Source organism: Paenibacillus sp. JZ16, from assembly GCF_015326965.1.
Classification (GTDB): domain Bacteria; phylum Bacillota; class Bacilli; order Paenibacillales; family Paenibacillaceae; genus Paenibacillus_AQ.
Window position 1 is genome coordinate 2,225,443 of the sequence record NZ_CP017659.1, and the last position, 19,379, is coordinate 2,244,821.

Consider the following 19,379-nt stretch of genomic DNA (forward strand, 5'->3'; position numbering starts at 1 on the left):
CTTATATCTCCTTACTCCATTTGTATTGACGGCCCAATTGGTCAGCGGCCATAATCGCCGATGCTACCGCTTCCTCCGAAATCGGGAATGGCATCGAGTGGATGGATTCTTCGGCAATACATGCCTTTTTGGCCACTTCAAGCAATTCCTCGTAGGTCACATGCTCGACGCCGATATCTTCCAGACATACAGGAAGACCGATCGACAGACAGAAGTCCAGCACTTCCTTCATTTCGTTCCTATCGGCATTCTCAAGCACCAATTGAGCAATCGTACTGAAGGCTACCTTCTCGCCGTGATAATAATGATGCGTTCCTTCCAGAGCCGTCAAGCCATTGTGAATCGCGTGAATCGCTGCCAAACCTCCGCTCTCGAAGCCTAGTCCCGATAACAGAATATTCGTCTCGATGATATTCTCAAGCGCAGGCGTCACGATGTTTTGATCGCAGGCCAGTTTCGCTCTGTACCCGTTCTCAAGCAGCGTTTCATAGCATAGCTTGGCAAGTCCCAGCGCGGTAATCGTCCCTTTGGCTTCACCGCATACGCCCTCGCGAACGCCGCATGGCAAACCGGCATTAACATTGGAATACGATTGCGCCGTTGCTCTTGCTTCGAAATAGGTAGAGAGCGCATCCCCCATGCCAGCGACAAGGAATCTAGTCGGCGCTTTGGCAATAACCGTCGTATCAATCATGACAACGCTAGGACTTTGTTTGAAATAAGCATAATCATCGAATTCGCCTTCCGGGGTATAGAGGACCGCTGAATGGCTTGTCGGCGCATCGGTTGCCGCAATCGTCGGAACAATGATCAGGGCCTCACCTTCGGCCACGCATTTTGCCGTATCAATCGCTTTGCCTCCGCCGAGGCCAATCGTGCAAGCACATTGATGCTCCTTCGCCAATGCTTGCAATCTGGCAACCTCCTGCCGGGAACATTCCCCACGGAAGCCGCTTTCAACTAGCGTTATATTAAATTTCTGTTTTGTTGACTCAAATTTGTCTTTCACCCGTGCAACATCATCGGGATGGGCAATCAGCAGGGCGGAATCTCCGAATGTCTTTACAAAATAACCCAAATTCAACAGTTCGTTCTCACCCTGCACATATTTTGTCGGACTGATAAACGCTCTTCTCATGATCATTCCTCCTACGTAAACTATATTAATTATTATAGGTTGTACTTATTCGGGAAGCATGAAACAATGAGGTCGGAATAAAGCGTTTTCTTATCGTGTTTTTTTGTCATCCCCATGGAAAATTGTATTATCTTGTTCTTCAGTGGAACCATTCGCTATAATATTCAATAGAGTTTCTATAACTTTTCATAGGAGAATGTTGTCATGTCCAAATCCCGATATGATTTAGAAGAAATCATTGATTTGGAGAAATGGGAGAAGCTGCAGGATTCCTTATCGCTCGTGACCAAAATGGCGATCCTTACGGTTGATTACAAGGGCGTTCCCGTCACCAAGCACAGCCACTGTCAGCCTTTCTGCCAAGGCGTTCGCCAGGATTCCCATCTCTCTTCATATTGTCAAAAATGCGACGCGCGAGCCGGCATTGAAGCGGTTCGCCAAAACAAACCATATATCTATTTATGCCATTTCAACATTATCGATATCGCCATCCCGATCATTATCGATAACCAATATCTTGGTGCGATTATGGCCGGACAGCTCAAGCTCCGAGAACCTGATGCTCCGATGCTGGAGCAGATCGTATCTCGGCCGCCCAATGTGGAGTCAAACCGGAAGTTCAAGGAACTCGAAGGGGATTACGATGCACTGCCCGTCTTATCCTATGATGAGGTGACGAAGTGCGTGGATCTGCTGCTGCAATTAAGCACCTATATCGTGGAGGAAGCGATTCAGAAGCATACCACGATTGATTTGTACAAAAAAGTGCTCTCGTCCCAGATGGATGCGCCAGCTTCTGTGGAAGCTTTTAAGGAGTCGGATCGTGCGGTCCGCAGCATCCAATCCATGCAGCAGGAGCTGTCAGGTGCGCTGATCGATACCAAATTGAAGAATGGCGCTGGGCGGTTCGTCTCGTCGAATGCCGTACTTCAGCCCGCATTTGACTATATTTTTGCGCATAAGCATGAGAACTTCAGCCTGAAGGAGATGGCCAAGCTTTGCCATATCAGTCCCAGCTATTTCAGCCGCATCTTTACGAAGGAAACAGGTGAGAATTTCTCCGTCTTCATTGCCAGGCTTAAGATTGAATGGGCCAAGCAGCTGCTGGAATCCACCGATTCGCCGATCCATCAAGTGAGCGATGATTTAGGATTTTGCGATACGGGCTATTTCATTAAAACGTTCAAAAAGTTCGAGCACCTCACCCCGGCCGTGTACCGGAACTTGTATGCCGGGCTATCAGCTAAGTGACCGTTCTGCCTACCGATCATTCCAAGTAACCCCCTTCGCTCATAAACGAAGGGGGTTCCTACGATGGCCGTTATTCAATCAGCCGGTTAACGGGAGTTGCTCTGATTCCGGTAGTCATCCACAACAATAGAGTATAATTTCAGATCTTCATGGTTCCCTTTTACGAATATCGTCTGTCTTAATAAACCTTCATAGGACATGCCGGCCTTTTCCATCACTCTGGCTGATCCTAGGTTTGACGGCAGACAGCTTGCCTCGATTCTAACCAGCTTCATTCTTTCAAATCCAAAAGAGATGATGGTCCTGATCACTTCGGTCATGTAACCACGATTCCAATAATCCTTGGACAGAGCATACCCCAATTCCGCTTTAGCATGTCGGACATCCCAAGCCATAAATCCTGAGGTTCCAATGACCTTTCCGGTTTCTTTGTCCACGATTCCCCAAGGGGCCACAGCATGCTGGCTGTATTTATGCAGGACCCTCATTAAATAGAGACGGGTATCTTCCATCGTTTGATGCGTCGGCCATGCCGTATATCTCGATACCTCCTCATCAGAGCCGTAATGAAATATATCCTGTTCGTCTTCGCTCCTCAGTTTTCTTAATATCGTTCTGTCTGTTTCTAACGTAGGGAGATCCGAAAAGACATCTTCGATCTGCATATCATTCACCCTCCACAGCTTTCATCATATCCTTTAACAAAGTTTCGGATATCGTGTCACGATTGGATGCGTTCATACTTAGAATCCTGACTTCCTTCCGATATTTGATGATGTCTATTTCAGGATGGCTCTCCAGAGGAATGGTCCCCAGAACAATCCGGGAACCTGAAATAATCGCTTGTACTATTTTTTGAAAAGACGAAGATAACATCTGCATAAAACCAATTTCGTCGATAACGATGATTTTCTTGGAGGACAAGGCGTCCTCTAATATTTTCACGGCAAAATCCTCGAATGCCTCTACATCCATTCCGTATCTTCCAATACGAGTGCTGCTAGGGTTTTCTACATGTGCAATCTCGATGCTTTCCCCACAAACGGATACGCATTTAAAACCGATTCGACCACTCGAATTCGTGATTTCCTCCGTATAGAATCCACCGCAAAGATCCGGACCGATGGCATTGATAAGTTGTTTGATCATCGTCGTTTTACCGATCCGAGGTTCCCCTGTCAGTAAAAATGCGTGCTTGGCCTTCAGGCGTTCCCCGTCACGACTCGCCAGCATCAACGAAACCTCCGGGCATTTCCCACGTATCCGAACGAACATGAGTACGAACCATTAAAACATGTCCATCCTCATTCTTAACAAGTGCTGAAACCGCAACGAAATGTTTGGACTGATCATGCATCTTATAATACCATCCGTTTCTTGATTAATGTTTCGCTCAAATGACTGCTCAAGCGTAAATTATAGTGCGAATCAAGTGATTCCATAATTATACATTCGCTAACCAAGGGCGATAGTCCTGCGGCTTAAATGGATATCGATTTATATTCCGATTTCCTGCATTTTTAGCATAACTTTCTTGACCCTGCCATCCATATCCGTTCCCACAAGCTTTGGAAGCTTGAGTTCGCCGACCACTTTCCCATCGCGCATAAACATAATGCGCTCCGTCCGCGCCGCAACTTGTGCATCGTGAGTGACAAGCATGACCGCCGTACCGTCTGCATTGATCTCCGAGAATAGGTCCATGATTTCCTTAGCGGAAATGGAGTTGAGCGCTCCCGTTGGCTCATCGCCGAAGATAATTCGCGGGTTGTTCATCAGTGCCCGGCATATTCCCGCACGCTGAAGCTGACCACCCGAAACCTGGGTGATGTTCCGTTTTTCAAGCTCTGCGATGCCTACCCTTTTCATAAGCTCCCTCGCCTTCACCGAAATGGTCGCGGCGTTTTTACGGTTATCCCGCATGGAAGGAAGAATGATATTGTCGAGGATATTCAAATTTTTCAGCATCGTCGGCTGTTGGAACACAAAACCCATTTGGGTTCTGCGTAAATCTGCAAGCTCATTCTCCCCAAGCGTCGATAAATCCTTGCCCTCAAAAACGACTTTTCCGCCATTCACGCCATCCGTCCCGCTCAGTGCAAACATTAGCGTGGATTTGCCCGAGCCTGATGGTCCCATAACAGCTACGAACTCGCCCTCGTGTATACTGGCGGACACCCCGTCCAGAACATTGCGCTGTTCGCCACCCTCGCCGAAAGACTTGACGATATCCTCACCGATAATCATCTTTTTCATCTGCCTACTCCTTTATATTTTCGGATATTTTGATACGTCCTGCGCCCGAAGTGCCGATCATGGTTGCGATAAGTACCGCGGTTATCATCATAAGCGGGCTGTACAGATACGCCGAAAGCGGATTGACCACAAAATGAAACGCTGACGCTCCAAACGAAGAGATAACCGCACCCGCAAGCCTTTCTCCGAGCGTGTTCGCCAGAAGCGTTCCAAGAACAATGCCGACCATCAGAACAAATACCGAACGCGAAGCATATTGCACCTTTATGTCCGAGTTCGTGAAACCGAGGGCTTTCATAACGGCAATGGAATATCTGTCCTTCGCAACAAGCATTTTTATAAACATCAGGGTAATCAGTACCGATATCATCAGCGCAACAGCAATTGCAGCGTCCGAGGCCTTCTTAACAGCATTTATCGTTGAGCCGAATGTCTGCGTAATAAATTCATCAATATCTGAAATCTTCGCAAAATCAAACCTGTCCGCGTAGTCTGAAATCTTAGCGCCGATAAGAGATATATCCGAAAGTTCAACGCAGATGATGCTCCACATCATATCCGCCGAATTGTCGGTGAATACCGCCTTTGCGGTTTTGCCGCCGTTGGTAATGTCGGAATATATCCCGCTCACCGTCAGTTCCTTCTCCTGTCCCTCTATTACCAGTGTAATGACATCGCCGACCTTCTTGCTTAGTTCATCGGCATTTATAGCCGACAGTGCAATTTCATCCTCTGCAGCGGGTGCTCTGCCAATGGAATAAGCAATCGGGAATATGGAATGGTCGCCGAGTTCGATTTTTATGTTTTCCTCAGAACCGTCTTCTGTTCTGATGTTAAAGACTTTTGTTGTAAGGACGGCAACCTTGGATATGGCGGGGTCGCTGCTCATCTCATTTCGTAGTTCAGCCGTTTTTTCTGAAATGTTATCGGTCTGCTGTATGTCAGCACGTAGATCATAGTTTCCGATCCCCATATATTGCGTGAAACTTGTAGAGGAGATGGTGTTGTACAAATTCTGTGGAACCATCATGATAAATGCTGAAATCACCAGTACCGTTAGGCTTGTAGCATAAAGCTTTTTCCTTGCGAGAACGTCTTTGATGCCGAGGAACACATTCGTATTCAACAGCCTGTTTCCACTTAGATTAAAACGGCTGGCGCCTGAGCTTTTGTCCTGCGAAGTCCCAAAGCGTATAGCTTCTGCAGCGGATATGTTCCGAAAACGTTTCAACACTGTGTTTACATAGGCGATGATGGCAAGGAATACAAGCAGTATGCCGGTAATTCCGAACAACAAAGCATAAGCGGAATTTTCACTTTCTCCCATAAACAGCCGTATATTTTCAAGAAGCATGCCTTTGAACATAAACGACAGTGCAAAACCGAGCATACAACCCGCCGCCGCAATCACTGCGTATTTCGCGAGATACATCTTCTTTATGTCGGAAACACGCAGCCCAATTGCCTTCATCACGCCAATCTCGCGGTAGTCGTCTTCGATTTTCGCCAGGAGCGTAAATCGTATGCACATCAATGCGATGGCCACGACAAGCGCGCTCACAAGAAGTATAACCGCGATCATCAATCCATCGGAAAGTGCGTTCATCATTTTGAAAAGCTTGTATGTAACGGTTGGTCCGTTTGCTTCAAGGCCTGCGGAGGCGTAAGCCGTTTCAAATGAACCGAGCTCGGATAGATCCTTTAATCTAAACTCAATCAGATACTCCGTGCTGCCAAGGCTCTTAATTTCCGCATAATCATGTTTATGTACAAGAAATCTTTTGGAGGAGGAGAGCGTAGAGTTCATCTGTGAATCCCGGAGGAATCCTGCAACGATAAACTCCTTCCCGCTAATAACCGCCAGATCACCGACCTTGGTTGTTCCATCCCTCATATAGCTTACCGGAACATACAACTCGCCGATGGCAGGTTTGATGATGTTTCCGTCGAGATCAAGCAGATAATCGAATTTTTGGCTCTGCATGCTAAATCCGTTATCCTGGACACTATTCGCAAGCGAATGCTCGCCTAATCGTATCCGCGCACCATCCATATTGAGAAATTCCATCACTTGAACGTCATCCACATTGTGATGCTGCTCCGCAAAAGCTGAAAGCCGCGCAGAATCTATTTCACCGGAATGCATCTGCATAAAATGCGGGGTTTTGGCTTGTATCATCAATGTGTTCAGCGCACCCGTGAGATTGACGACGAGGATCGCCGCAAGCGAAACAAGCATAGCCGCCGCAGCGACAAATATCATGGTCGTTAGCGTAATGGCCTTGCTTTTTAAAAGATCATTGCGGATTATTCTGGAGTACATAAAACACCTCTGCTTTCACGCATTTTAACCGCCTTAACTTATACAGAATGACCGAAGTCTCACATAACAGCATCCCGGCGATAATCATGAGAAATGCCATCCCTCTGCCGAGGCCCGCCGATGATATTCCCCACACTATCCGTTTATTCATGCCTGCTTTCGTCTCCTCCACCAAACATCTGCATGACGTCCATAAGACTCCCGCTTGCCGCACCGAGCAGCCTTTCTACGTTGCAAACAAAGGCCAGCATTCGTGTGCCTCGCTCTTCATTCGTCAAGGTAATCATATCATCATCAAAAACGGTATTCGCATAGATCACAACCATTTCCATGCATTCATACGGAAACGGCGTGCTGAACATCCCCTGCTCAATGCCTTCGCGGATGATTCCCGTCAGGATCAGCGGAACTCGGTTGATGATGACCTTTTGTATTTTTTGGTGCATAAGCGCGTTCTGCGGCTTGTGAATATGCTCCATAATCTCCTTGCTGCTTCCTCCGCTTAAGTTCAGAGCCATAACAACGCGAATCACGCGCTCGACTACGGGTATCGTCTTGTCTGCGGCAATGACCTGCGCTGCATCTAGAAGACCGTCACTATACCGATCAATCAGCGCATCCATAATATCCTCCTTCGACTTGAAGTGATGATACAAGGTTCCCCGCGCAATGCCGACCTTTTCAAGAATATCGTTTGTACTTGTGCCGTCAAAGCCCTTCTGAGCAAACAGCTCATCCGCTGCATCAAGGATCTCATTCCTGCGTTCCTCCGCTTTTTTTACAACTCTCATGGTTACACCCCCCTCACTACAGACCGACTGCCTGTCGGTAATAGAATAACAGATTTCCTGTTATTGTCAAGATGTTTTTAAGTGAATCTAGGCGGGGGGGCCCCCTCACCTATTCTCTGAAACATATTCATCCCTTAAAAGGCCATAATACACAAGGTCTTCGTATTGATCCCATTTTCGAACATGCTGTCTTAATCGTCCTTCGTATTTCATTCCTAACTTTTCCATGACTTTACCCGATGCAGGGTTCTTACCCAGATAACGGGCAAATATGCGGTGTAATTTCATTTCGTCAAACGCATACCTAACGATACCTCTTGCCGCTTCCGTACAATATCCATTGTTCTTATACGGTCTCCCAATCCAATATGCAAGTTCACCATGATCAAACTTACGAGTACATCCAATACATATTGCGCCTATTACATATTGTTCTTCTTTATGTACAATGGCCAGTTCCAGTGATCGGTCTTCATGAAAGTTATGAGCATGTGTTTCAATCCATTGTTCTGCCATCCCATCCTCATACGGATGCGGGATATACAATGTTGTTTCCGCAATATAGGGATCCCCTGCTAATTGTTGAACGACTTTGGCATCTTCTATACCGAAAGGCCGTAATATCAATCTTTCCAATGGAATGGTCGGCAGTTTCTTCATATTGGTCTCCCTCCTTGTTTTGGCAATCGAATCGTGAACGTAGTGCCTTGTGAAGGCTCACTTTCTACATTGATTGCACCGTCATGGGCCTGAACCAGCTTGTAGACAATCGCCATTCCGAGTCCCGTGCCATCTGATGAAGATTCCGTGGTGGTGCCCCGGTAATATTGCTGGAATAGATGTTCCAACATATGAGCCGGCATACCTACGCCGTTGTCCATGATGCGGATCGCAGCATGCTCTCCTTCGTCCGTAATCTGTACATAAATATCCGTATGTTCAGGATTGTGGAGGATGGAGTTCATCATCATATTTTGCAGGATGCGCTGCATGAATTTCGAATCAAAATCAACCTGGATGGCAGGCGAATCCGCTTGAAAATGCAAATGATAGCTGCTCGCTTGCGGATTGTTGCTAATATCGGCAACCACCCGTTTAGTAAATTCGACGATATCTTGATTCGTCTTCTGTAACGGCAAAGCGCCGTCGGCGCGATTGAGCTGTGTGACGAGGCTTAAATCTTGAATCAACTCTTCCATATGCTTTCCCTTGTCGTCCATTTCCCGGATGAAAGAAATCGCCTCTTCCTTCGACCATTCGTACTGGTCATTCAATAAGAGGGCCGAGTAGCCTTTGATATAGGTTAAAGGTGTTTTCAAATCATGAGAGATCCCCGCAATCCATTCCTGCTTGGCTTCTTCGATTTGGGTTCGCTCGACTTCGTTCGCTTGCAAAATACTGCCCAAGGAATGAAGATGCTCAAGCACCTCCTGATACAGGCGGAACCGCATGCGAAGCTTCCCTTTTCGGGTATATATTTTGGACAAATTGGCTGGCTGCTTGTAATTGTCCTGCGAGAGTCGATGAATCCACGCCATGATGAAGCCGATCGGGCCGCCAAAATACCATCCAAACAAGACGATGCACAGCAACGTGCTGATACCAAAGACCCATCCTACAACGAGCCCTTCCTCATCCATACTGACATGGATATCGAGTAAGGGGAGAAAGCCTTCAATCATAATAACGACGAGCAAGCCCGTCCCAAGCATCCATAAGATAAGCCCTAATGCTAAATGGATCGTAAATCGAGTCTTTATTCGCATGACAGTGCCTCATTCGGGGGAATGAATTTATAACCGATTCCGCGCAAATTCACGATGATTTTTGGTTTTCGGGTATCATCGCCGAGTTTTTTTCGCAGCTTGGAGATATGGATCGTGACCGTTTTTTCTTCCCCGTACACATCATTTCCCCATACCAATTCGTAGAGCTGCGCCGTCGTGAAGATATGATTCGGATGTTTACAAAAGAAATGCAGCAGCTCCAGCTCCTTCGCCGTGCATTCTACAGATTGACCCTGCACGGTTAACGTTGCCGATTCAGGATGAAAAGAGAAGTACCCGTAATCGTACGCCGTGTTTTGTTGATGTGCATTCTCCGTAAGCCTTTGCCGGCGAAGGATCGCCTTGATTCGGGCAATGACCTCCATCGGATTAAACGGCTTGGTAATATAATCGTCTCCGCCGATCCCTAAACCTGTTAATTTGTCGAAGTCGGTGGAACGCGCGCTAATAAAAATAATCGGTGCATTCGTATGTCTACGGATCTCCGTACAGAGCTCAAAACCGCTTAGATCCGGGAGCATAATATCGAGCAATATCATATCATATGCCTTTTCTTTGATGCGCTGCAGCGCGCCTTTGCCCGATGATACGGTATCGATATTCGTGAAGTTCTCTTTCCGAAGCGTGATCTCCAATAACTTCAAAATACCGATTTCATCATCAACAGCTAGTATGGTTGCAGATTCCATTGCGATTTTCTCCTCACTTTAAACTTATCCTGCGAATTCATTTTCTATCTTACTCTATTTAAAAGGTTACGAGATTACTCTATGTAAAATGTTACGAGTTTTTTCCACAGTGTTTACTTTATTTTTACTTTCATTCCCTAAGCTTAGTGTAGCACATCATTAAGGGAGGAAATCACAAGTGAACGCCGCCATTCAAATCAATGAAGTAAGCAAGGCATTCAAGGGCACAGAAACCATTACCAACGTCAATATGAGTATCAGCAGAGGAGAAATTTACGGGTTTTTAGGTCCGAATGGGGCCGGTAAAACAACCATTATGAAAATGATCTTAAATCTGGTAAAACCGTCTTCCGGTAATATCCAAGTATTCGATCAGCTGGTTCTGCCAACATCGGTTGAATACTTAAAAAGAATTGGCAGCATCATTGAATATCCCGTGTTTTACGACAGGCTGACAGCAGAGGCTAATTTGGCGCTTCATTGTAGATATATGGACTATCGCGATATGTCCGCGATCAAGGAAGCGCTTGAGATCGTAGGTCTTCAGGGTGTGGGGAAGAAAAAAATCCATGAATTCTCTTTAGGAATGAAGCAGCGGTTAGGGATTGCGCGCGCGATTGTTACGAAACCCGACATTCTCATTCTGGATGAACCCATCAATGGGCTTGACCCAATCGGGATTAAGGAAATGCGGGAGCTTTTCTTGCATTTAAAGGAGAACTACGGAACGACCATTTTAATTTCGAGTCATATCGTATCCGAAATCGAATCGGTTGCCGATACGATTGGCATTATTCATCAGGGAAAACTATTAGAGGAAGTCAAGATGGAGGACATCCGAAGACAATATGCCGGATCGTTAGAAGAGTACTTCATCCATCTCATTCATGGAGGCAAACGATATGCTTAAACTCATACAGCTTGAATGGCAAAAAAGTAACATAACCCGTTATTTTAGAGGATTAGCCGTTTGTATTGTAGTAATTTTCGCCGCCGTTACATTGATGGCGCTGGGCTCTCAGAGTGAGAACGAACCCATGGATTATGCGGATTTCATGTCTTTATCGGATATTTTGATTAGAATTACGTATATCATTTTCTCAAGTGTGATTATGTCACGTTTGGTTATTGAAGAATACAAGAGCAGCATGATCCAAGTGTTATTCACCTACCCCCTGCAGCGAAAAAAAATCATGCAAGCCAAGCTATCGATTGTGTTTGGATTTTGTTTGTTCAGCATCATCATCACTACGTTTATGATCAATCTATTAACATACTTCTTGAACCCGATAATAGGGTTGTTTGACGCACCGATTCGTATCGATGACATGGTGGATGCTATTCCATCAACGTTGATCAACGCATTCATGATCGCCGGAATCAGCCTGATTCCTTTAACTATTGGTATGAGAAAAAAATCAACGGCTTCCACGATAACCTCGGCTGTCATTATCGGCTTTGTGATTAACGCCACGGTGTCCGACGGGGGAAGTTCGACCAGTCTGTTTCAGTTTATCGCCATCCCGATTGCTCTCTGCCTGCTTGGCCTGATCCTTGGCTATCTTTCTTTTCATAAAGTGGATCGAACCGATGTAGCTTAAAAATTTCACTATATGATTGGAGGGCTTGAGCATGAGAAAAATTATAACCACTTCGCTTGTTTTGCTTACCGTTGGCGGGTTAGCTATGGGCTGCCAAGGTGTAGGGAAATCAGGTTATCACCATGAAGCATCCTTTGAGGCAAAACTCATTGAAGAATTTGAAATCAACAATGAATCCTGGGACATTGAATTCAAGCGTTCGGATTCCTCGAACATCACTATCGCTTGCGATGGCAAGCGTCAGGACAACAAGAGCGACCCTGTAACGATTGACCAGGAAGGGAATAAAATTGTTGTTACCCAGAAAGACCAGGGTGGTACTATGGCAGGGTTCACTTTTGGCAAAAAAGGAAAGATTTATATCTCAATTCCCGACCAAGAAGTCGATACGATTACATTGAATAATGATGCGGGTGACATCAAGATGAAGGATGTATCAGCTCTAAACATCGTCTTCAACAACCATTCGGGCTCTGAAACCATCGAAGGACTTTCAGCTGACAAGGGGGAATTTACATCCAAAGACGGAGAGCTCAAATTGAAAGACAGCTCGCTAAACGAATTAACCGTAACTTCTGGCAGCGGTGACAGCTATATTACAGGCGTGACCAGTCCCTTGATGAATATCGCATCAACAGCTGGGGAAGTATCCGTCAAAGAGATCGAAGAAGGAAAGCGACTGCGCGTAGAAACAGAATCCGGAGATATCGCCGTATCTTATAAAACGCCCCCTGCTTCGTTAAACCTTACCGCAGCCAGCGATTCATCGGATATAAGCATTGGTCTAGATGGCTTCAAAGAAACACAGTGCACGGAACAATCAGTGGCAGGCACGATTGGGGATGCAGCCCATGCATTGGAGCTTGTCAGCCGTTCCGGAACGATCGCTGTAAAATAAAGGAATGCGAAAAAAACGAAACGGACTATTGCCGGCAAGCCCGAGCACGAGAGATATCTCCTAAGAGCCGCACGGCAATAGCTGTTCATTCCTTTTGGTTGCCACACGTTCTTCCTAGACTAAAGTGATGAACGTCCGGCGCTAAGGATGCAAAGACTTTTTCGAGTAGACTTCCAATGCACGTATGACGACTTCTTCATGGATCCCGCTCATCGTATGTATTCGTTCTGCCCATTCCTCGATATCCTTCAGCTGAAGCTCCACTTTTCTGCCTTCCTTGGAACTTAGGTAGCTTTCATAATTATCGAATTCCCAATGGAGAACCTGCTGATCCGTAAAAATCCGCTTTTCCACAAGCGGATCGCTGAACAGGCGCTGCGTTTTTTGCCCGGCGATGATCAATGCCTCATCGGATACGGGCGTCAAGTCGAATGCTTGGCTGCTTTCCTTTCCGTTTGGTCTTCTGTAGGTTACCAAGAGTCGATTCGAGCGAGTGTTTAGTCTGATAAGGGAACCTGGAAAAAAATCTTCCAAAAACTCTTCCGTATACGCTACATGATTTGGTTCTAACAAAATAGGCTCAATCCATTGATCTCCTAGATCGCAGAAATATTTGTTGCCTTCTTCATTAATTACGACCACAGCTACATGCAAATGTGCCGTTAGTACTCCATAACAGGGTCGTTTGTTCCGTCTGAATTCATCGATTAACCAAATCGCCAAATCAAAACAATTGCCCGACATTCCATATAATGCGCGATGCTCTTTCATGACATCCGTTGTTCGTTGTTTGCATTCCGGGTCGATTAAGCTGTGCCAGGCTTTAGTTAAGGTCTCCATTGGAACATCGTTGAACTTCCTCCATACCTGCATGATATCTTCTGTTGCTCGCATATTCTTCCCTCCTTTCACAACCTTCTATCATGTGTCACATTTCTGGCATCCCTTGCTACTTTTTCGAAAACAAATATGCTTTTTTTTCAAACCAATTAGGTTTATTCATCAAAGCTTTTTAAGATGCTAACGCCAGATATAACGCATACTAAAAACAGTAACCCTAATCTTAACCAATCCATCAAAAGCCAGAAGTCTCCGCCACTCACAATGTCTGGGCTCAAGCCGTATTCATCCACAAAAATACCCATATTCCAAAATAACTTTAACGAAATAAGCAGCGATAGCAAACTCAAGGAAAATACGAGGATGGATCGTATTCTTTTATTCATGATCCATGCCTCTCCTTTGCTCAGCGTACCACTTTCTAAGCTGATTAATATGGGCTTGGTGGTAACGGTTATGGTCAGCCATATGCCATAATCCCCACCGTATGGTGGCTTGCTTTTCATTTTCGTGACCAAATGCGACAATGTTATCCAGATCAGCATCCGTTAATTGCGTGCATGTTTCTTTCAGCATATTCAATACAACTTCATATTTAGATATAAGCGTGTCCAAAGGCATCCCTGAAACCATTGGCAGCCTGTTATGTTCATCGATCATCGGGCCGTATTCGTCTGTTAATGACTGGGGAAGCGTCTCCCCTTTAATCCTATAAACCCAATTCAGGTCGACGTACATGATGTGTTTTATTAATTGTGCGGCACTATTGAATTTGTTATCAGGGCCTTTGTAGTCTATTTCCTCTTGCGACATGCCCTCTGATATGGATTTTAGCCTTTGGCTGTTCTCTTTGACAGCGCCATATAACATTCCCACGATCGTTGACATATTCTCCTCGCCTTGCAAATCGTATAACATCCTAGCACAACCTCTCTTGTAAAAATAAATAGCATCCCAGCCTCACAATTTGGACTTTTGAATTTTTTGTTTCAGTCGTATCGATTTATTCAAGTGCAGAAAAATATGCCTTGTCGCCGGCATGAGCACTAATCCCGCAATCGTTTTGTTTCCCCAGTATTCAAGCAACCACGTTGCTTCTTCCTTAACCGCATGCTGTACTTTAAGTTCATGAATTCTTACCGCTTCAACTTTTTGCTTAAAGTCCCCTGGCAATAAACGGGATATGACTTCACGAGTGTTCCGCCCAACTTCAATCCGATAAGCGAATAATGAATCAATATCAAGAGTCGCACTCAAGTTAGCGATTTCCGCTTCCGTCATTTCATTTCCGGAATGAACATCATCAATGTGGAGTTTCTTATTCCACTGGCCTGAATGCAATACTTGGACATCGTTATTTACGAGTACGCTCATCGTCATGTCTTCAATACGCGTCATATGCCACATATGCCATATTATCGAATTCTTTGTATCAGGAGCCGTAACTGGATATTGACGGAATGTTTCCTCTTGCAGATCTTTAACTAATTCATCCTCAAGGGTCGCACTGGGTGAATGGCTCATTCTTGATGAATGTAACAAGCGATGCTGCTGCAAAAATAAGTCAACTGCATTCTGATGCTTAGCCGGATCCAGAATGATCTGGGTTAGCTTTTTGTGATTTTCATTCCACTGTTTTCTTTGACTCAAATCCATGGAGAACCATCCTTTTTTAGCCGCCCTCTAATATCCATGTCACGGCTTCATTAAAGTTTGTCGCGATAAAATCGGGATACGCTTCTTTCCATTTGCCGAAGTACTGGTTGTTATTGAATTTTCCCAGTTCCTAGGCACCAGCTCCCGTCTTCACGAACACTTTCCTTGCAACCGGCTTCTTTGGCAGCAACCATATCCGTCCATCGATCTCCTATGACAAAACACTTCCTTAAATCCAGATTATTTTCTTCTGCGGCTTTCAACAGCATTCCAGGGGACGGCTTTCTACACGGACAACCCGCTCCATGCTCATGAGCACAAAGATAGATTTTGTCAAAACCAAAGCCTAATAATTCCGCTTCGAATTCATCCTTTGTTGCCTCGCCCCGAGTTATTCCAGGTTGATTCGTAAATGAACAAATCAGCATGCCTGCAGCTCTGAGTGAATCAATCGAATTCTGTACTTGCGGAAAAAGCTCAAATTCACCGGGCAAAACAACCCGATCGGTTCCTCCAAGCGTTCCGTCTCTGTCAATGAAAACCGCCTGTCTTGAGGGCTCTAGCAATTGGTCAGGCTCCTTTCTTCATTCATTTTTTTTGCGGGAATAGGATTATCTCCTACCATTGGCTTTCAAATCCTGTTTAACTACTACTATAGGCTGGCATGTGTTATCTGCCTCGCCTTCATCACATCGAATTTGATAGGCAACCTAAGGGCGCATCCCGGAGCGTAGATACCTTGTTATAGGATGTCTGCGACTTCTTGATGTGCAATTCGCCAACCCTCGCTTCTGTACAAATTGACATCAGATTCTAAACACTTTTGCGTATAACAATATAACTTTTTTTACAAAAAGGGGCCCATGTATTCCATAGTGCCTCAAAGTCACGCTTTCGTATTTTTCGATTAAAGCTAGAATCCTCGCAGTTTATGGTGTGTTCCAAAGAATCTGCCAAGTACAAGTATTCTTGGTCAAATCCAATCACGGGTACAAAGTGTAAATACCTCTGTTTAGGAAAAACCCTTATAAACGCAATGACCGGGACCCCTTGGCTTACTTGCTTCTTTAACGTTTGCAGATTACCGCGGTAAAAAGACGCATCGTAACCACGCCTTTTAAAAAATATAAGGATACCCTTAGGAGTGACCGTTCCATCGGCTAGCTTTCTGGGGTATTGTTTATAAAGTTCGTTACCGGTCGCCTCGATTCCTAAATGTCTCAGAACATATGCGCTTGAATAAGCTGCACACTCATAATGAGGCTGGATATCCATCCGACTTGAAGTTCTAATCAAATAGGATTCTGGAAGTACGCTTGTGTCGATCATATCTTTTCTTGGAATGGTAAAATAATATGACATTAGAATGACTATAATTATGACTATGATTAGATTCAAAATAAAAATAATAATCAACCACCTACTCCCTACTAAACGCATATCTGCGTGTTACTTTGTGTTTATTCACTGACGCATCCTCATGACCTAACGGCCTAATAGCAGGTCTATATCTCATTTTTTATAGTTCAGGGAGGTTTATTATCGAGTTTTTCAGAGGTGATACCATCCGCGTCCAGTTCGGTTCTCTCGCTACTTCGCAATGGATCGCATTAGCCTATCACGTATTCTTTATCCAATATCTTTTAATTACGTTCCCATCTTCCTCTATGTAGTCTGTATCCGGCCTCCCGCCGTTCTTAATAATGGTTCTTTCCGATCCCACATTACCGGCATCACAGACAACTAATACATCGTTTATCCCCAGTTTCTTGGCCTCAATCAAGGACAATTCCAATAGTTTAGTCGCGTAGCCATTCCATCTTTCTAGCGGGCGGATGCCATAGCCAATATGCCCGCCAACATTATATAAATATTCGGTTAATTGATGTCTAATATTAGCTGCACCTAATACTCTATGTTGTTTATCGACCAACCAAAAGGTTGAATCTGAGACCCAGCCTTCCTTTACACCAATGCCCTTCTCTTGATTAGAGAGTTCCTTCAGCATCCCCTGAAAATCACTTGGATCCTTACTTATAACCCAAGGAACCATATTCTCACCGGATTCTTTCCATTCTTGATAAAATGATAGATATTCTTCTTCAAGCTCTAGTTGAGGCTTAACTAATCTTACATCGTTCATAGGTTTCAACGTCCTTTCATGACCTTTATGTCTTTCAAACGGAAACATAGTACAAAATAGGCTGCCCTTAAAGGCAGCCTATTTCTAGTTCCTGTGTTTACTTGCTGGCGGAGAGAATGAACTTCTCAAGTGCCCCTGTATCGGTAATGCTGTGATTACATGCTTGGCTATCCAGACATACGTATTGGCCAATGAAGGAAAGATTATCCGGTGAAGCAACGGCCGGCTTGGTCTTGACCGAGAACAAGGCAAGCTCTTGATGCCGGTTGCAGAACAGACAGTACCCTTTCTTGTTGGTCGGCGTAATTCTTCCCTCGATCCCGATGAATCTTCCTTCGAACGGATATACGATATATAACTTGTTTGTGGCAATATCCACCCAGCCCAAATACGTTACATATCGAAAGTCGATCGATTGCAGATCCGGAACTTTCAGTTTCTTATTTTTAGGAAATAACTTCTGAATCTGTTTCAGCGTAATCGTCGGATAAGGCTCCAGATAGGGTTCTAACGCGTTAAGATATCTCTGGAAATCCTCGGCCTTCTCAATGGTCGACATTTCTCCAAGCATCCGCTTCTGATCCTCTGTTAGAGACGGAAAAGCTTCCAAAGTGCTTGTTACGGCACGATACCTGACCGTTTCCAGGACTTTTCTATCCGCGATCGTTCGCAATGTTTTCAGAAGGAAATCCGATTGTTTTTTAATCACGTTAAACTGGTGGTTTCTAATAAATGGTGTACTCATAGCTTTCAGCCCCTTATTTTTATTAAAAATGAAGGTGCAAAGCCTGTTATTAGAAACGATAAAGTTAAGGTTGGGCGATCGAATTCATCTATCGCACCCCACGCAAAGTATCGCCCCAGATCAGGCTTTGCATGAGGACTTCCTAGCTAATGAGCAATTCAGCATTGCCATCGGTATAACCCCCAATCACATTTCATACGCAAAATTATAACAGCAAGTGCCAGTTGGCGCAATTTATTCCGTTGGAACAGAACACCGTCTATATCAAACTTAAAATCTATTTAATGGTGTCATACAAGTCTGCTTCAATATGATTTACTTCCCCATGTCCCCATTCATCCGAAATCTCCAGATGCCAGGATCTAGGCAATCGTTCATGGTTATTTTCTAGTATCCAGCGATGGAGCTTTTCATATGTATTTCTAATTTCATCATTAGGCCCCTGGTGTCGTTGAACTGCGTATTTTTGTTTTGGAATGACTAATGAGACCATCCCTTCAGGAACTTGTTTCATGTCAAGTACCTCAACACAAACCCAATAACCATCTTCCCCTCCCGATACATCCTCAGCGATGAATGCACCAACAAGTCTAACCGGTTCTACAACGTCACGAATCTCTTGCAATCTATTTTTAAGTTCAACCGAGGCCTTGGGGATCTCTTTGACATACTGGTCACCGGGACATACTATTCTTATTCCGACTAATTTCATTTCATGAAGTTCGACTACCTTCACAGAGCTCACACTCTCTTTCGTTGAAAATATATTTGATAATGGCTAGATGCATTAAAATGTTGTTAATGCATCATATGCATTTCTTGAATTACCTTCACGCTTGTTCCTTCTAGAACTCAATATATACCGGCTCATCAGCTGGTCTTAAGCAAACTTCGATTCTCTCCCTAAAATTCATATAGGTCACCATATTCAATGCTTCATCCAGTGGGAAGAATCCTGATTCAAGACTTTCTGTTGTAGCTACGGGTGTACCTCCAATGTATTTCGCAAGAAATAATGTATTACAACTACTCGCCTTCACGTTTTGGAAAATCCCGCAAAACCTTATAATCTCAATATCCACTCCAGCCTCTTCTTTGGTTTCCCTGATTGCTGCTTGTGCCAAAGACTCTCCAATTTCAACGACTCCGCCCGGCATTTCCCAGCCCCTTTGCGGCCCCCGGATAAGTAATATTTCATTATTTTCATTCAGTACACCTGCAGCAGCAGAGACAATATGTTTAGGTAGATTCATCTTACTTC

General features: G+C 44.7%; 24 protein-coding genes and 2 pseudogenes. 5 read left to right on the plus strand and 21 right to left on the minus strand.

Annotation, left to right across the window (positions count from 1 at the left end; genetic code table 11):
* Nucleotide 1: 1 nt before the first annotated feature.
* Nucleotides 2-1,138 carry a glycerol dehydrogenase gene (locus tag BJP58_RS10070; protein WP_194543807.1) on the minus strand — a complete coding sequence of 379 codons (1,137 nt, stop codon included), beginning with the start codon at nucleotides 1,136-1,138 and terminating at the stop codon, nucleotides 2-4.
* A gap of 204 nt (nucleotides 1,139-1,342) precedes the next feature.
* On the opposite strand from BJP58_RS10070, the gene BJP58_RS10075 reads away from it, so the two are divergent.
* The gene (locus tag BJP58_RS10075) at nucleotides 1,343-2,389 is read left to right on the plus strand and encodes a PocR ligand-binding domain-containing protein (protein ID WP_194543808.1); all 1,047 of its coding nucleotides are present in this window, start codon (nucleotides 1,343-1,345) and stop codon (nucleotides 2,387-2,389) included.
* A gap of 86 nt (nucleotides 2,390-2,475) precedes the next feature.
* Here BJP58_RS10075 and BJP58_RS10080 read toward each other — a convergent pair whose 3' ends face one another.
* From BJP58_RS10080 to BJP58_RS10125, 10 genes are all read right to left on the minus strand, one after another.
* Nucleotides 2,476-3,054, minus strand: coding sequence for a GNAT family N-acetyltransferase (locus BJP58_RS10080; RefSeq protein WP_071221808.1), 579 nt, complete (start codon nucleotides 3,052-3,054; stop codon nucleotides 2,476-2,478).
* Nucleotide 3,055: 1 nt separating this feature from the next.
* Complete coding sequence (locus BJP58_RS10085; RefSeq protein ID WP_233355028.1) at nucleotides 3,056-3,622, minus strand: nucleoside-triphosphatase; 567 nt, start codon at nucleotides 3,620-3,622, stop codon at nucleotides 3,056-3,058.
* On the minus strand, nucleotides 3,606-3,746 hold the full coding sequence (locus BJP58_RS34115) for an NUDIX hydrolase (protein WP_194543810.1): 141 nt from the start codon (nucleotides 3,744-3,746) through the stop codon (nucleotides 3,606-3,608). The genes BJP58_RS10085 and BJP58_RS34115 overlap by 17 nt, the downstream gene beginning before the upstream one ends.
* Before the next feature lie 140 nt (nucleotides 3,747-3,886).
* The gene (locus tag BJP58_RS10095; RefSeq protein ID WP_194543811.1) at nucleotides 3,887-4,645 is read right to left on the minus strand and encodes an ABC transporter ATP-binding protein; all 759 of its coding nucleotides are present in this window, start codon (nucleotides 4,643-4,645) and stop codon (nucleotides 3,887-3,889) included.
* 4 nt (nucleotides 4,646-4,649) lie between these two features.
* The gene (locus BJP58_RS10100) at nucleotides 4,650-6,968 is read right to left on the minus strand and encodes an ABC transporter permease (protein ID WP_194543812.1); all 2,319 of its coding nucleotides are present in this window, start codon (nucleotides 6,966-6,968) and stop codon (nucleotides 4,650-4,652) included.
* Complete coding sequence (locus BJP58_RS10105) at nucleotides 6,943-7,119, minus strand: hypothetical protein (protein ID WP_194543813.1); 177 nt, start codon at nucleotides 7,117-7,119, stop codon at nucleotides 6,943-6,945. The genes BJP58_RS10100 and BJP58_RS10105 overlap by 26 nt, the downstream gene beginning before the upstream one ends.
* Complete coding sequence (locus BJP58_RS10110) at nucleotides 7,112-7,759, minus strand: TetR/AcrR family transcriptional regulator (RefSeq protein ID WP_194543814.1); 648 nt, start codon at nucleotides 7,757-7,759, stop codon at nucleotides 7,112-7,114. The genes BJP58_RS10105 and BJP58_RS10110 overlap by 8 nt, the downstream gene beginning before the upstream one ends.
* Nucleotides 7,760-7,864: 105 nt before the next feature.
* Nucleotides 7,865-8,419 carry a GNAT family N-acetyltransferase gene (locus BJP58_RS10115; protein WP_194543815.1) on the minus strand — a complete coding sequence of 185 codons (555 nt, stop codon included), beginning with the start codon at nucleotides 8,417-8,419 and terminating at the stop codon, nucleotides 7,865-7,867.
* Nucleotides 8,416-9,525 carry a sensor histidine kinase gene (locus BJP58_RS10120; protein ID WP_194543816.1) on the minus strand — a complete coding sequence of 370 codons (1,110 nt, stop codon included), beginning with the start codon at nucleotides 9,523-9,525 and terminating at the stop codon, nucleotides 8,416-8,418. The genes BJP58_RS10115 and BJP58_RS10120 overlap by 4 nt, the downstream gene beginning before the upstream one ends.
* The gene (locus BJP58_RS10125) at nucleotides 9,516-10,235 is read right to left on the minus strand and encodes a response regulator transcription factor (RefSeq protein ID WP_194543817.1); all 720 of its coding nucleotides are present in this window, start codon (nucleotides 10,233-10,235) and stop codon (nucleotides 9,516-9,518) included. The genes BJP58_RS10120 and BJP58_RS10125 overlap by 10 nt, the downstream gene beginning before the upstream one ends.
* A gap of 178 nt (nucleotides 10,236-10,413) precedes the next feature.
* Between BJP58_RS10125 and BJP58_RS10130 the strand changes: the two are divergent.
* From BJP58_RS10130 to BJP58_RS10140, 3 genes and pseudogenes are all read left to right on the plus strand, one after another.
* Nucleotides 10,414-11,142, plus strand: a pseudogene (locus tag BJP58_RS10130) (ABC transporter ATP-binding protein); the annotation flags it as partial.
* Nucleotides 11,138-11,836, plus strand: coding sequence for an ABC transporter permease (locus tag BJP58_RS10135; RefSeq protein WP_194543819.1), 699 nt, complete (start codon nucleotides 11,138-11,140; stop codon nucleotides 11,834-11,836). The pseudogene BJP58_RS10130 and the gene BJP58_RS10135, both read left to right, overlap by 5 nt.
* 31 nt (nucleotides 11,837-11,867) lie before the next feature.
* Nucleotides 11,868-12,734, plus strand: a complete 867-nt coding sequence (locus BJP58_RS10140) for a DUF4097 family beta strand repeat-containing protein (protein ID WP_194543820.1) — start codon at nucleotides 11,868-11,870, stop codon at nucleotides 12,732-12,734.
* Nucleotides 12,735-12,875: 141 nt separating this feature from the next.
* Here BJP58_RS10140 and BJP58_RS10145 read toward each other — a convergent pair whose 3' ends face one another.
* The 6 genes and pseudogenes from BJP58_RS10145 to BJP58_RS10170 form a co-directional block, all read right to left on the minus strand.
* Nucleotides 12,876-13,628, minus strand: coding sequence for a hypothetical protein (locus BJP58_RS10145; RefSeq protein ID WP_194543821.1), 753 nt, complete (start codon nucleotides 13,626-13,628; stop codon nucleotides 12,876-12,878).
* Between the two features lie 101 nt (nucleotides 13,629-13,729).
* Nucleotides 13,730-13,960, minus strand: coding sequence for a hypothetical protein (locus BJP58_RS10150; RefSeq protein ID WP_194543822.1), 231 nt, complete (start codon nucleotides 13,958-13,960; stop codon nucleotides 13,730-13,732).
* Nucleotides 13,953-14,492, minus strand: a complete 540-nt coding sequence (locus BJP58_RS10155; RefSeq protein ID WP_194543823.1) for a DinB family protein — start codon at nucleotides 14,490-14,492, stop codon at nucleotides 13,953-13,955. Before BJP58_RS10155 ends, BJP58_RS10150 begins: the two co-directional genes overlap by 8 nt.
* Before the next feature lie 42 nt (nucleotides 14,493-14,534).
* A complete protein-coding gene (locus BJP58_RS10160) occupies nucleotides 14,535-15,230 on the minus strand; it encodes a DinB family protein (RefSeq protein ID WP_194543824.1) in 696 nt (231 codons plus the stop codon).
* A 16-nt stretch (nucleotides 15,231-15,246) separates the two neighbouring features.
* Nucleotides 15,247-15,796: pseudogene (locus tag BJP58_RS10165) on the minus strand (HAD-IIIA family hydrolase).
* Nucleotides 15,797-16,043: 247 nt separating this feature from the next.
* Complete coding sequence (locus BJP58_RS10170) at nucleotides 16,044-16,670, minus strand: cysteine peptidase family C39 domain-containing protein (protein WP_194543825.1); 627 nt, start codon at nucleotides 16,668-16,670, stop codon at nucleotides 16,044-16,046.
* Between the two features lie 101 nt (nucleotides 16,671-16,771).
* On the opposite strand from BJP58_RS10170, the gene BJP58_RS10175 reads away from it, so the two are divergent.
* On the plus strand, nucleotides 16,772-16,903 hold the full coding sequence (locus tag BJP58_RS10175; RefSeq protein WP_233355127.1) for a hypothetical protein: 132 nt from the start codon (nucleotides 16,772-16,774) through the stop codon (nucleotides 16,901-16,903).
* Here the strand turns inward: BJP58_RS10175 and BJP58_RS10180 are convergent.
* The 4 genes from BJP58_RS10180 to BJP58_RS10195 form a co-directional block, all read right to left on the minus strand.
* Nucleotides 16,849-17,373, minus strand: a complete 525-nt coding sequence (locus BJP58_RS10180; protein ID WP_194543826.1) for a GNAT family N-acetyltransferase — start codon at nucleotides 17,371-17,373, stop codon at nucleotides 16,849-16,851. The two genes, BJP58_RS10175 and BJP58_RS10180, sit on opposite strands and share 55 nt — an antisense overlap.
* A 97-nt stretch (nucleotides 17,374-17,470) precedes the next feature.
* Nucleotides 17,471-18,118: a FusB/FusC family EF-G-binding protein gene (locus BJP58_RS10185; RefSeq protein WP_194543827.1), complete on the minus strand. Its 648-nt coding sequence runs from the start codon at nucleotides 18,116-18,118 to the stop codon at nucleotides 17,471-17,473.
* 277 nt (nucleotides 18,119-18,395) lie between these two features.
* Entirely contained in the window at nucleotides 18,396-18,854 is a 459-nt protein-coding gene (locus BJP58_RS10190) for a GyrI-like domain-containing protein (protein ID WP_194543828.1), read from the minus strand.
* Between the two features lie 109 nt (nucleotides 18,855-18,963).
* Nucleotides 18,964-19,371, minus strand: coding sequence for an NUDIX hydrolase (locus tag BJP58_RS10195; protein ID WP_194543829.1), 408 nt, complete (start codon nucleotides 19,369-19,371; stop codon nucleotides 18,964-18,966).
* Nucleotides 19,372-19,379: the final 8 nt, after the last annotated feature.

Excerpts from the sequence above, each read along its gene's own strand:
- BJP58_RS10070 (WP_194543807.1), bottom strand. The coding sequence starts at position 1,138 with ATGAGAAGAGCGTTTATCAGTCCGACAAAATATGTGCAGGGTGAGAAC.
- BJP58_RS10075 (WP_194543808.1), top strand. The coding sequence starts at position 1,343 with ATGTCCAAATCCCGATATGATTTAGAAGAAATCATTGATTTGGAGAAA.
- BJP58_RS10080 (WP_071221808.1), bottom strand. The coding sequence starts at position 3,054 with ATGCAGATCGAAGATGTCTTTTCGGATCTCCCTACGTTAGAAACAGAC.
- BJP58_RS10085 (WP_233355028.1), bottom strand. The coding sequence starts at position 3,622 with ATGCTGGCGAGTCGTGACGGGGAACGCCTGAAGGCCAAGCACGCATTT.
- BJP58_RS34115 (WP_194543810.1), bottom strand. The coding sequence starts at position 3,746 with ATGCATGATCAGTCCAAACATTTCGTTGCGGTTTCAGCACTTGTTAAG.
- BJP58_RS10095 (WP_194543811.1), bottom strand. The coding sequence starts at position 4,645 with ATGAAAAAGATGATTATCGGTGAGGATATCGTCAAGTCTTTCGGCGAG.
- BJP58_RS10100 (WP_194543812.1), bottom strand. The coding sequence starts at position 6,968 with ATGTACTCCAGAATAATCCGCAATGATCTTTTAAAAAGCAAGGCCATT.
- BJP58_RS10105 (WP_194543813.1), bottom strand. The coding sequence starts at position 7,119 with ATGAATAAACGGATAGTGTGGGGAATATCATCGGCGGGCCTCGGCAGA.
- BJP58_RS10110 (WP_194543814.1), bottom strand. The coding sequence starts at position 7,759 with ATGAGAGTTGTAAAAAAAGCGGAGGAACGCAGGAATGAGATCCTTGAT.
- BJP58_RS10115 (WP_194543815.1), bottom strand. The coding sequence starts at position 8,419 with ATGAAGAAACTGCCGACCATTCCATTGGAAAGATTGATATTACGGCCT.
- BJP58_RS10120 (WP_194543816.1), bottom strand. The coding sequence starts at position 9,525 with ATGCGAATAAAGACTCGATTTACGATCCATTTAGCATTAGGGCTTATC.
- BJP58_RS10125 (WP_194543817.1), bottom strand. The coding sequence starts at position 10,235 with ATGGAATCTGCAACCATACTAGCTGTTGATGATGAAATCGGTATTTTG.
- BJP58_RS10135 (WP_194543819.1), top strand. The coding sequence starts at position 11,138 with ATGCTTAAACTCATACAGCTTGAATGGCAAAAAAGTAACATAACCCGT.
- BJP58_RS10140 (WP_194543820.1), top strand. The coding sequence starts at position 11,868 with ATGAGAAAAATTATAACCACTTCGCTTGTTTTGCTTACCGTTGGCGGG.
- BJP58_RS10145 (WP_194543821.1), bottom strand. The coding sequence starts at position 13,628 with ATGCGAGCAACAGAAGATATCATGCAGGTATGGAGGAAGTTCAACGAT.
- BJP58_RS10150 (WP_194543822.1), bottom strand. The coding sequence starts at position 13,960 with ATGAATAAAAGAATACGATCCATCCTCGTATTTTCCTTGAGTTTGCTA.
- BJP58_RS10155 (WP_194543823.1), bottom strand. The coding sequence starts at position 14,492 with ATGTTATACGATTTGCAAGGCGAGGAGAATATGTCAACGATCGTGGGA.
- BJP58_RS10160 (WP_194543824.1), bottom strand. The coding sequence starts at position 15,230 with ATGGATTTGAGTCAAAGAAAACAGTGGAATGAAAATCACAAAAAGCTA.
- BJP58_RS10170 (WP_194543825.1), bottom strand. The coding sequence starts at position 16,670 with ATGCGTTTAGTAGGGAGTAGGTGGTTGATTATTATTTTTATTTTGAAT.
- BJP58_RS10180 (WP_194543826.1), bottom strand. The coding sequence starts at position 17,373 with ATGAACGATGTAAGATTAGTTAAGCCTCAACTAGAGCTTGAAGAAGAA.
- BJP58_RS10185 (WP_194543827.1), bottom strand. The coding sequence starts at position 18,118 with ATGAGTACACCATTTATTAGAAACCACCAGTTTAACGTGATTAAAAAA.
- BJP58_RS10195 (WP_194543829.1), bottom strand. The coding sequence starts at position 19,371 with ATGAATCTACCTAAACATATTGTCTCTGCTGCTGCAGGTGTACTGAAT.